This window comes from Caldicoprobacter sp. (assembly GCF_047459465.1).
Lineage (GTDB): Bacteria > Bacillota > Clostridia > Caldicoprobacterales > Caldicoprobacteraceae > Caldicoprobacter.
Genome location: NZ_VSCO01000064.1, coordinates 1 through 9,889 on the forward strand (window position 1 = coordinate 1; position 9,889 = coordinate 9,889).

Annotated in this window: 10 protein-coding genes; 8 read left to right on the top strand and 2 right to left on the bottom strand. The window is 48.1% G+C overall.

Features of this window, described 5'->3' with window-relative positions:
• Positions 1–1,560: cobalamin-dependent protein (locus tag FWJ59_RS05560; RefSeq protein WP_414480988.1), on the top strand; the 1,560-nt coding region annotated here is incomplete at its 5' end.
• 125 nt (positions 1,561–1,685) lie between these two features.
• Complete coding sequence (locus FWJ59_RS05565) at positions 1,686–1,832, top strand: glycoside hydrolase family 30 beta sandwich domain-containing protein (protein WP_169729765.1); 147 nt, start codon at positions 1,686–1,688, stop codon at positions 1,830–1,832.
• Between the two features lie 41 nt (positions 1,833–1,873).
• On the opposite strand, the gene FWJ59_RS05570 is transcribed toward FWJ59_RS05565, so the two are convergent.
• A complete protein-coding gene (locus FWJ59_RS05570; RefSeq protein ID WP_414480989.1) occupies positions 1,874–2,311 on the bottom strand; it encodes a GNAT family N-acetyltransferase in 438 nt (145 codons plus the stop codon).
• Between the two features lie 256 nt (positions 2,312–2,567).
• On the opposite strand from FWJ59_RS05570, the gene FWJ59_RS05575 reads away from it, so the two are divergent.
• The 6 genes from FWJ59_RS05575 (at position 2,568) to FWJ59_RS05600 (ending at position 9,120) form a co-directional block, all read left to right on the top strand.
• A complete protein-coding gene (locus FWJ59_RS05575) occupies positions 2,568–3,182 on the top strand; it encodes a hypothetical protein (protein ID WP_414480990.1) in 615 nt (204 codons plus the stop codon).
• A gap of 225 nt (positions 3,183–3,407) precedes the next feature.
• Positions 3,408–4,511, top strand: a complete 1,104-nt coding sequence (gene gcvT / locus FWJ59_RS05580) for a glycine cleavage system aminomethyltransferase GcvT (RefSeq protein WP_414480991.1) — start codon at positions 3,408–3,410, stop codon at positions 4,509–4,511.
• A 136-nt stretch (positions 4,512–4,647) separates the two neighbouring features.
• The gene (gene gcvH, locus FWJ59_RS05585) at positions 4,648–5,034 is read left to right on the top strand and encodes a glycine cleavage system protein GcvH (protein ID WP_414480992.1); all 387 of its coding nucleotides are present in this window, start codon (positions 4,648–4,650) and stop codon (positions 5,032–5,034) included.
• A gap of 2 nt (positions 5,035–5,036) precedes the next feature.
• Positions 5,037–6,398, top strand: a complete 1,362-nt coding sequence (gcvPA, locus tag FWJ59_RS05590; RefSeq protein ID WP_414480993.1) for an aminomethyl-transferring glycine dehydrogenase subunit GcvPA — start codon at positions 5,037–5,039, stop codon at positions 6,396–6,398.
• A complete protein-coding gene (gene gcvPB, locus FWJ59_RS05595) occupies positions 6,373–7,839 on the top strand; it encodes an aminomethyl-transferring glycine dehydrogenase subunit GcvPB (RefSeq protein ID WP_414480994.1) in 1,467 nt (488 codons plus the stop codon). The genes gcvPA and gcvPB overlap by 26 nt, the downstream gene beginning before the upstream one ends.
• Before the next feature lie 87 nt (positions 7,840–7,926).
• On the top strand, positions 7,927–9,120 hold the full coding sequence (locus FWJ59_RS05600; RefSeq protein WP_414480995.1) for a THUMP domain-containing class I SAM-dependent RNA methyltransferase: 1,194 nt from the start codon (positions 7,927–7,929) through the stop codon (positions 9,118–9,120).
• 339 nt (positions 9,121–9,459) lie between these two features.
• Here FWJ59_RS05600 and FWJ59_RS05605 read toward each other — a convergent pair.
• A partial coding sequence (locus FWJ59_RS05605) for a phosphoenolpyruvate carboxykinase domain-containing protein (protein WP_414480996.1) occupies positions 9,460–9,889 on the bottom strand: 430 nt, incomplete at its 5' end.

The window sequence follows — 9,889 nt, forward strand, 5'->3', positions numbered from 1 at the left end:
GGCATTGATGATGCAAGTGAGATGGTGGAAGTCATAGATACCTTGGTTACAGCGGTAGATGCGCCGCTGTGCCTGGATTCTTCCAATATTGAAGCGCTGGAGAGGGGGCTCAGAATCTATCCAGGTAGGGCCCTTGTCAATTCCATATCCCTTGAAAAGGACAAGATAGAGAAGCTATTGCCCGTTGCAGCCAAATACGGCGCCATGTTCATACTCCTGCCGCTTACCGATGAAGGCGTGCCATTGACGGCTCGTGAGAGGCAAAAGGTAGTAGAAGAAGTATTTGAACGTGCTGCACTGCTAGGGTATCAAAAGGAAGACATAGTGGTTGACGGGCTGGTGATGGCGGTTTCATCCAACCAGGGGCAGGCAGTTGAGACCTTGAGTTTAATAGACTGGTGCAGCAACAGATTTGGATGCAATACGATAGTGGGCCTATCCAATGTGTCCTTTGGGCTGCCCGAAAGGGGATGGCTGAATGCGGCTTTTCTGGCCATGGCGATGGGCAAGGGGCTTACCATGGCTATAGTCAATCCCTTGAACCAGCCGGTGATGAACGTTAAAATGGCCTCTGAAGTGCTGCTGGGTAGAGACGTGTACAGCCAGAAATATATAAAGTATTTCACACAGGCCGTCAGGGAACGAGGCGATAGTCGGATAAAGGTGCGAGATGACAGGCCGAGATCAGTGGAGTATAACGCCGAGAAGGGTAGGTCGCAGCATCAGGACGGCGCTGCTGGAGGTGCTGATGAAGGCGGCCGAGATGGCCAAAAAACTGTTAAACAAGGTGTTGATGGTAGCGCTGCCCACACTACTGAGGGTGTATTGGGGGGTATATTGAAAGAGACAGAAAGTAGGGCTGCCGGTAGGGATGATGTTGTCAAGGGCACGCTGAACGAAGCTGCAGAGAAGGAAAAAGCCGCGCAACAGGTTTTTGATGCCGTGGTTAAGGGCGACCATCACGGCATTGTGTCCATAGTAGAGGATGCTTTGGCCCGCGACATATCTCCGCGGATCCTGATGGATGAATATCTTATACCCGCCATAACCCATGTAGGTGAGCTGTTTGAGAGGAAAGAGTACTTCCTTCCACAGTTGCTTATGAGCGCTGAGGCTATGAAAAAGGCCTTTGAGCACATTGAACCCCTGCTCCAGGAAGAGGCTGCCGGTGCTTCTACAAAGGCAAAAAAGACAAAGGTGATACTGGCCACTGTCAAGGGTGATATACATGACATAGGGAAGAACATAGTGGCGCTCATGCTCAGGAATCATGGATTTGAAGTCATTGACCTTGGTAAAGATGTAAGCGCTGAGACCATAATCGAGAAGGCCAAGGAAACCGGCGCTCAGATCATTGGGCTGTCAGCCCTCATGACCACAACCATGGTTTATATGAAAGAAGTGATAGAACTGGCCAGGAAGGAAGGGCTCAAGTGCAAGTTCATGGTGGGTGGAGCGGCGGTCACCCGGCAGTTTGCCGATGAAATAGGGGCCGATGGATACGCCGAAGATGCCAACAGTGCGGTCAAGCTGGCAAAGAGGTTGGCGGAAGAGGGGTGACGTGAAAGGAGTAGAGATGTTTTGTATCTTGTATATATATCTAAATTGCAATATTAAATGCAACACTTTTTAAGGAAAAGTATGGAATAATTGTAAGGAAACTCGATGTTCCACCAAATTTTGATGTGGTTGCGTTTGAGAATCCAGATGGGACTGCTGTAGTGGTGGTTGCTAATACTGACACCTATGATTCGATGCTTAACCTTAAAGTAGGAGAGAAAGTTGTTTCATTGCGGGTATTACGAGAATCAGTTAGCACAGTGATTTTATAAATACGAGAGTTTTTAGTTCCTTTCTGGTGTTGTTTAAACTGTTATTTTTTTCTATAAGCCACCATGCTGATATGCCCAATTCCGGCTTCATCATAGGGTTCGCCATAAGGGATGAACCCTAATTTTTTGTAAAATTCCAGTGCAGAGGTCTGGGCGTGGATGTGCACTTCCTCTGCGCCCCATTCAAAGGCTTTTTGGAGCAGCAGCTTGACTATGAGGGAGCCTATGTGTTGCTTTCTGTACTCCTTCAGAACGGCGATCCGACCCAGATAATACCGGCCGCCCTGCTCAAATACCCTGCCCGTTCCCACTGGAATGCCATCCTGGTATACCACAAGGTGATGAGCTATGCCATCGATGTCATCTATCTCAATGTCGGCAGGTACATTTTGCTCTTCGACGAATACCTTAAAGCGTATCTTATAGGCATCTGTGAGGTTATCGGTACCTTTTAACCACTTGACTTGCAACCTTTCCACCTTCCCCATAATCTCCATAGCTGTCACTTCTGTTGGTGGCTCTATGGTTTCTATTTAGACAATTGAGGTTTACGAAACTTAAGATACATGGTGCAGAAGCCCATGTCAATACCCCATATAAAATACATATAGCCGTTTTAATTTTTGTATTTATGGTATATAATCTTTACCGTAGTGAGGTAAAAAAGGGCTTGTGAGGAAGAAAAAAGGACATATGAGATGAGGATGAATTTAACCAGATTGCGAGGGTATAGGGATGAAAATTGTTAAAGTACCGGAACCGTCATGGTGGAAATTCCCGCCCTCTAAAGGAATAAACGTTCGAAGGGAAACGCCGACGGCTTCCAATTCTGTTGAGGGGCACAATTTAAATCAAGACCGTTTGGATATAATGCTAAAGAGTAAGTTTTTTAATGGAAGTCAGCCACTAGACCTATTAGCTCCAATTTTAAATGATATAGCGAAAGGTGATAAGAGTAAATTTGGCAATAATCGTAAGAAATTGTGGGCGTATGACGCAGAGGGGGGCATATATCAGGATATATCCCGCCTTATACTGCAGAGCAGAATTGAAGAGGCTGAAGTGGCGCTGTCTGCCTTGCCACTGAAGGCGGCCCAATGGTACTATTTAAAGGGTATAATATTGTGGGAAAAGGGGCGGTATGCCGAAGCTTATAATAGCATTCAACAAGCTGCTGCAATGGCACCTGAAAACAGGGAATACATGAGAGCATTGGAGTACATATCGCAAGCATATCATCCCTTTACCGTATCGCACTTTTATAAACGCCTTTTTGAGAAGATTTGTCCATGGATGTATATAATCCTCATCTTTTTGTTTGTGGTATGGCTGGTGTCTCGTATAATCTAGAGCGCTTGTGGGAAATGGTATAGCGGTGGGGTCTGTGTCAAGCTTATATGATGGTTGGTGATCGGCATTTTGAAGTAATTGAAGTAATAATGAGAGCCTGAGCAGGTTATGTTCAACCCTTCCATGATAGTTTTGAGGTTATGGGGTTTAAGGCTTAGTTTATGAACATGCTGCTATGAAAGGTTAGGCTTTTTGCAAAGTGTAATTATATGAGGTAGGGGAGGTATGTTGAAATTGAAAAAGACGCCGCTTTATGAAAAACACGTGTCTTTGGGAGCCAGGATGATCGAGTTTGGTGGTTGGATGATGCCGCTTCAGTATGTGGGGATCTTGCAGGAGCATGAAGCGGTTCGCCAGCGGGCGGGCTTATTTGACGTGTCCCACATGGGGGAGATCATGATAAGGGGGAGGGGTGCTACGGAATTTCTTCAACAGCTCATAACCAACGATATATCGGGTATGCGTGAATATCGGGTCCTGTATTCGCCTATGTGCTATCCCGACGGCGGTACAGTGGATGACCTTTTAGTATATAAATTTGACTCCGAGCGATATTTGCTGGTGGTCAATGCTGCTAACATACAAAAGGACCTCCAGTGGATAGAGAGCCAGAGGCCGCATGACGTGGAGGTTGAGGACATGTCCGAGCAGTATGCGCAGCTGGCACTTCAAGGGCCAAAATCTCAGGAGATTCTACAGAGAATTGTGGATATCCCGCTGGATAGTGTTAAGTTTTTCAGGTTTGCAGATGGCGTAAGTATCGCCGGCGTATCAGCTCTCCTTTCGCGGACGGGATACACCGGTGAGGATGGGTTTGAGATATACTTACCGGCCAACAGAGCCTTGAAGGTGTGGGATGCCATTATGGAGGTGGGTGCCCAGTACCAAATAATGCCTGCAGGGTTGGGGGCGAGGGATACGCTGCGGCTGGAAGCCGCTCTTCCGCTCTATGGGCATGAGCTTTCACCCGATATTTCGCCATTGGAAGCCGGGCTGGATAGATTTGTGAAGCTTGACAAAGCCGACTTTATAGGGCGTGAGGCCTTAGTCAAGCAAAAAGAGGACGGCATTTCGCGGAAGCTGGTGGGCCTGGAGATGATTGATAAAGGAATTCCGCGGCAGGGCTATGAGGTTCAGGTAGAGGGCAGGCGCGTGGGTTATATCACCTCGGGCAGCTTTTCCCCAACCCTGAAAAAGAATATCGCTTTGGCCCTAGTCGATGTCTCATATGCAGCGGAGGGCTTCCATGTAGATGTGCTTGTGAGGAGCAAGGCTTTAAAGGCTGAAGTGGTTAAAATTCCTTTTTATGCCAAACAATATAAAAAATAAAAGTTGCTCGGGGATGCATTAAATGTTAAAGTATAGATGGGAATTATCTAAAATATCCGCTATTTGATATACGGGAAGCCATAGCTGGGCTTTTGCGGCTATCATTATATAAAAATTTTTAGGAGGTTTGATGAAAGTGAAGGTTATAGAAAATTTGAAGTATTCCAAAGAACACGAATGGGTAAGGGTGGAGGGCAACAGGGCCGTAATCGGAATTACTGACTATGCTCAGGATTCACTGGGCGATATAGTGTTTGTCGATCTGCCTGAGGTAGGGCGCAACGTTAAGGCAGGAGAGGCCGTAGCGGTAGTGGAATCGGTAAAAGCCGCGTCGGATGTATATTCGCCGGTTTCGGGTACGGTGGTAGAGGTCAACGCTGTTCTCGAGGCTTCTCCCGAGCTCATAAATCAAGACCCTTATGAAAACTGGATTTTGGTGCTGGAAATGTCAGATCCGGGCGAGCTGGATGCACTGATGGATGCCCAAAGTTATGAGCGGTTTTGTGAAGAAGAGGAGGAGTAGGAATGGGAAGATATATTCCCAACACTGCCCAAGATCGGCAGGATATGCTTGAAAAGTTGGGGTTACATAGCATTGAACAGTTGTATGAAGATATCCCATGCGAAGTGCAGCTGAAAAATAGTCTTGCTCTACCTGTACCTCTATCTGAGATGGAACTGGTGAACCACATGAGGGATATAGCAGCTAAAAACAAGACGGTGGATCAGTATGTGTGTTTTCTTGGTGCAGGGGCTTATGACCGCTATATTCCCAGCGTGGTGAGGCACGTGCTGGCCCGCCAGGAATTTTATACTTCCTATACCCCCTATCAGCCCGAGATAAGCCAGGGAACCCTTCAGGCCATTTTCGAGTACCAGACCATGGTGTGTGAGTTGACGGCAATGGATGTGGCAAATGCCTCCATGTATGATGGTGCCTCAGCATTGGCAGAGGCGGTGTGCATGGCCTGCCAGGCCACCAGCAGGGAAAAGGTATTGGTTGCCAGGTCCGTTCATCCGCAGAGCAAGGAGGTCATTGGTACCTATAGCAGGTTTAGGGGCATAAAGGTGCAGGAGATAGGCTATGCCGATGGCAGGGTGGACATGGAGGAGCTTAAAAGGCATATGGATGGCGATGTAGCAGCGGTTGTGGTGCAAAATCCCAACTTTTTTGGGGTGATAGAGCTTCTGGATGAAATGGCCGAAGTGGTCCATCATTATGGAGGACTGCTGGTTGTAAGCGCAAATCCCATTTCACTGGCTGTGCTCAAGCCTCCAGGGCATTGTGGTGCGGATATTGTGGTGGGAGAAGGACAGCCACTTGGCAACCCGCTCAATTTTGGCGGCCCTTACCTTGGCTTTATGGCCACAACCCAGAAGCTAATGCGCAGGATGCCGGGCAGGATTGTGGGGCAAACTGTGGATTTGGAAGGTAATAGAGGTTTTGTGCTCACCCTCCAGACCAGGGAACAGCACATAAGAAGGGAGAAGGCAACATCTAACATCTGCTCCAATGAAGCCTTAAATGCCCTGGCAGCTACCGTCTATCTATCTGTGCTGGGAAAGGAAGGCTTAAAGGAAGTGGCCTTGCTATCCATGAGAAAGGCGCATTACGCTTTTGAGAGGCTCATTTCGGATGCGGGGTGCAGCCCTGTATTTTCAACGCCGTTTTTTGATGAGTTTCTGGTGAAAGTCTCCACTCCTGTGGAGGAATTAAATAGGGCGCTGCTTTCCTGCGGCATCATTGGCGGTTATGCTGTGGAGAGAGATTATCCGGAACTTCAAGGCGGTTGGCTGGTGGCTGTGACCGAGAAAAGGACTCGAGAAGAAATCGACGCGTTGGTTAGGGAGGTGAGCCAGCGTGAAGGAAAGGCCATTGATATTTGAGATAAGCAAGCCGGGACGCAAGGCCTATTCCCTGCCCCATTGCGATGTACCGCAGCGGGCACTGGAAGAGATGGTCCCCAGGGAGTGCTTGAGGGAAGAGGATGCTATGCTGCCTGAGGTAAGTGAAGTCGACGTTATCAGGCATTTTACTCGCCTTTCGCGGCTCAATTATGGGGTGGATTCGGGCTTTTATCCCTTGGGGTCTTGTACCATGAAATACAACCCCAAGGTCAATGAAGATGTGGCCTCTTTGCCGGGATTTACCCAGGTACACCCCCTTCAACCCGATGAGGCTGTTCAGGGTTGCTTGGAGATACTGTACAGGATGGACAGGCTTTTGTCGGAGATCACCGGCATGGATAGGTTTTCGTTTCAACCGGCTGCAGGAGCGCACGGCGAGCTGACCGGCCTCATGATCATAAAGGCCTATCACCAGCATCGGGGAGATGCTAAACGAAACAAGATTATCGTGCCCGATTCGGCTCACGGTACCAATCCCGCTTCGGCTGCCATGGTGGGGTTTGACGTGGTGGAGGTAAAATCAAACGACAGGGGAGAAGTGGATTTGGAGCAGCTCAAAGCAGTGGTGGACGATACCACAGCAGGGCTTATGCTGACCAATCCAAATACTTTAGGCTTGTTTGAAGAGCACATACTTGAAATAGCCGATATAGTCCACAAAGCCGGCGGGCTGCTGTACTACGATGGTGCCAACATGAATGCCATAGTTGGTATAGTTCGGCCGGGCGATATGGGATTTGACGTGGTGCATCTAAATCTGCATAAGACATTCAGCACTCCCCACGGTGGGGGCGGGCCTGGTGCAGGGCCGGTGGGGGTAAAGAAAGAGCTGGAACCATTTCTGCCTGTGCCGGTAGTGGAGTTTCAAGACGGCATTTATCGTTTAGAATATGATAGGCCTCTTTCTATAGGGAGAGTGAAGTCGTTTTACGGGAATTTTGGCGTAATACTAAAAGCTTATGCCTACATCATGTCCATGGGGGCTGAGGGGCTTAAGGAGGTTTCTGAGTGCGCTGTGCTTAATGCCAATTACCTCATGGAACGGCTCAAGGAGCACTATCAGATACCCTATAACCGCAGGTGTATGCATGAGTTTGTCATATCGGCCCAAAAGCAAAAGGAAAAGGGCGTATCGGCCCTGGATATAGCCAAGCGGCTCATGGATTTTGGCTTCCATCCGCCTACCATGTACTTTCCCCTTATAGTGAAAGAAGCGTTGATGATCGAGCCTACCGAAACTGAAAGCAAGGAGACTCTGGACGCCTTTGCGGATGCCTTAATTGAAATTGCAAGGGAAGTTAAAGAACATCCTGAAAAGGTGAAGGCAGCTCCGCACAATACGCCGGTAAGGCGCCTTGATGAGGCTAGGGCAGCACGAAACCCCGTGCTGAGATGGAAGCCGGAGAAGGTAGAAACTTGAAGAGATAATTAGAGGTGAAAACAAAATATCAATGGTTGATCTTTTATAAAAATATACTCAGCAGTAAGATTTAGGAGAGAATGGCGCATGGATACATTTGAGGTCATTGCAACGGCTGCGTTTGGAGTAGAGGCTGTTGTAGGCCAGGAGGTAAGAGCCCTGGGCTATCAAAACGTCAGGGTGGACAATGGTAAGGTTACCTTTACGGCAGATGCAGTGGGCATTAGCCGCGCCAACCTGTGGCTGCGGTCAGCCGATAGGGTTTTCATAAAGATGGGGGAGTTTCCGGCCCTAACTTTTGAAGAACTGTTTGAGAGGACCAAGGCTTTGCCCTGGGAAGAAGTGCTGCCTCCAAATGCCTGCTTTCCCGTCATAGGCAAGTCGGTGAAGTCCAAGCTGTATAGCGTATCTGATTGTCAGGCCATAGTGAAAAAGGCCATTGTAGAGCGGCTTAAAATGAAATACCGGAAAAGCTGGTTTGAGGAAGATGGTCCCAGATTTGTCATAGAAGTGTCGCTCCTCAAAGATGTGGCTACGTTGGCTATAGATACCAGCGGCTCCGGCCTTCACAAGCGGGGTTATCGCCAGCTGGCTAGTAAGGCGCCGCTTAGGGAGACGCTAGCGGCTGCGCTGGTTCAATTGAGTTTTTGGAATGCTGACAGACTATTGGTGGACCCCTTTTGCGGTTCGGGTACCATCTTGTTTGAAGCTGCTATGATAGGCCTCAATATGACACCTGGTCTTAACAGGACTTTTGATTCCGAAAATTGGCCATGGATCCCTTCTAGTGTCTGGAAACGGGCGAGGGAAGAAGCGCTGGATGCCATACGGCGTGATGTGCATTTTAGGCTGCTGGGATATGATATCGATGGGAAAGTTTTAAAGATTGCGCGCCACAACGCAAAATTGGCAGGCGTTGATGGCTATATAGATTTTCATACTCAGCCTTTCGAAAGGTTCAGCACCAAGAGAAAGTATGGGTGCATTATCACAAATCCCCCTTATGGAGAGAGGCTGGGTGATAGAAAAGAAGCCGAGGAGCTGTACAGGCAAATGGGCAAGCTCTTTAAACCCCTCGATACCTGGTCGCTGTATGTGCTGTCGCCCTACGAAGGCTTTGAACGCCTTTTTGGACGAAAGGCTGATCGCAAGAGAAAATTGTATAACGGCAGGATAAAGGTGTATTATTATCAATTTTTTGGTCCAAGGCCTCCAAAACCCGGTGGGGAGCTTGAGCAAAAGGGCGAGCAGTTAATGCCAAATGCAGATGAATTGCTGTAATGGATATTGCCATGGAGGATTATATATTCTTTATTGGGAGATCAGTGCGGTTATAGCTGATTTTGTGATTGTTGGTCTAGAATGGAAGAAGTAGACAAGGAGCTTAAAATGGGGATTATGCTAATGCTATGGAAAATATCGAACATTTTTGTACATGTACCGATTTAGGTTGCGAACTATCGCCTATAATCACTCCGATGGATGCGAGCCTTGGATAAAGAAAAACCTTAAAGCAAGGTCAAAAGCAAATTTGCACATACTAAAAAGAGAGGATGTAATAAAAAGGGAGGATACTATTAAATATCCTCCCTTTGTTTTGATATTTACGCCATCCTTTGTTTAGCCGTTATATTCACGCAGCCTTTTTTCAAGAGCATCTAACTGGTAAGCCAGTTCTTTGGGCAGCTTATCGCCGAAGGATTTGTAATATTCGCGGATGGAGGCTACTTCCTGCAGCCACTCATCGCGGTCCACCTTCAGAAGCTCCTGCATTGCACTGCTGCTTATGTCAAGCCCGGTTGTATCGATGGCGTCAGGCGTTGGCATGTAACCGATGGGCGTTTCAACCGCTTTGCCCTCGCCAGATATTCTCTCGATTATCCACTTGAGTACGCGGCTGTTCTCGCCAAAGCCGGGCCATAGCCAGTTGCCGTCCTTGTCTTTGCGGAACCAGTTCACCATGAATATCTTGGGTAGTTTTTCCGGATCGGCTGCCTTGCCGATGTTGATCCAGTGCTGGAAGTAATCGCATATATGGTATCCGCAGAAA